At 70.7% G+C, this 505-nt stretch carries 1 protein-coding gene; it reads right to left on the bottom strand.

Annotation, left to right across the window (positions count from 1 at the left end; genetic code table 11):
- Positions 1–505: glycosyltransferase family protein (locus SLNSH_RS24345; RefSeq protein ID WP_483416138.1), on the bottom strand; the 505-nt coding region annotated here is incomplete at both ends.

The raw sequence follows: 505 nt of genomic DNA, 5'->3' as shown, positions 1-505 counted from the left end.
ACCTCGGCGGTGCCGCGCACCACGACCCAGTGCTCGGCCCGGTGGAAGTGCTTCTGCAGCGACAGCTGCGCGCCCGGGATCACCATGATGCGCTTCACCTGGAAGCGCGGCCCGATGTCGACCCGCTGGTACCACCCCCACGGCCGGTGGATGCGCAGGTGTTCGGTGGCCTCCGGCCGGCCCTCTTCCTTGAGCGCCTCCACCAGGCCCTTCACGTCCGGCGAGGCGGCGCGGCTCGACACCAGCACCGCGTCCTGGGTGGTCACCACCACCACGTCGTCGAGGCCCAGCACGGCCGTGAGCATGCCCTCCGAGCGCACCAGGCTGTTGCGCGAATTGCGCACATGCACCGGCCCGGAGAGCGAGTTGCCGTTCTCGTCGAGCGGCGAGTTCGCCAGCACCGCGTCCCATTCGCCGAGGTCCGACCAGGCGAAGGACACCGGCAGCACGCCGGCCTTGCGGGTGTGCTCCAGCACGGCGTAGTCGATCGACTTCTTCGGCGCCC

The organism is Alsobacter soli (assembly GCF_003004785.1).
Taxonomy (GTDB): domain Bacteria; phylum Pseudomonadota; class Alphaproteobacteria; order Rhizobiales; family Beijerinckiaceae; genus Alsobacter; species Alsobacter soli.
This window is presented reverse-complemented; position numbering and strand designations above follow the sequence as displayed.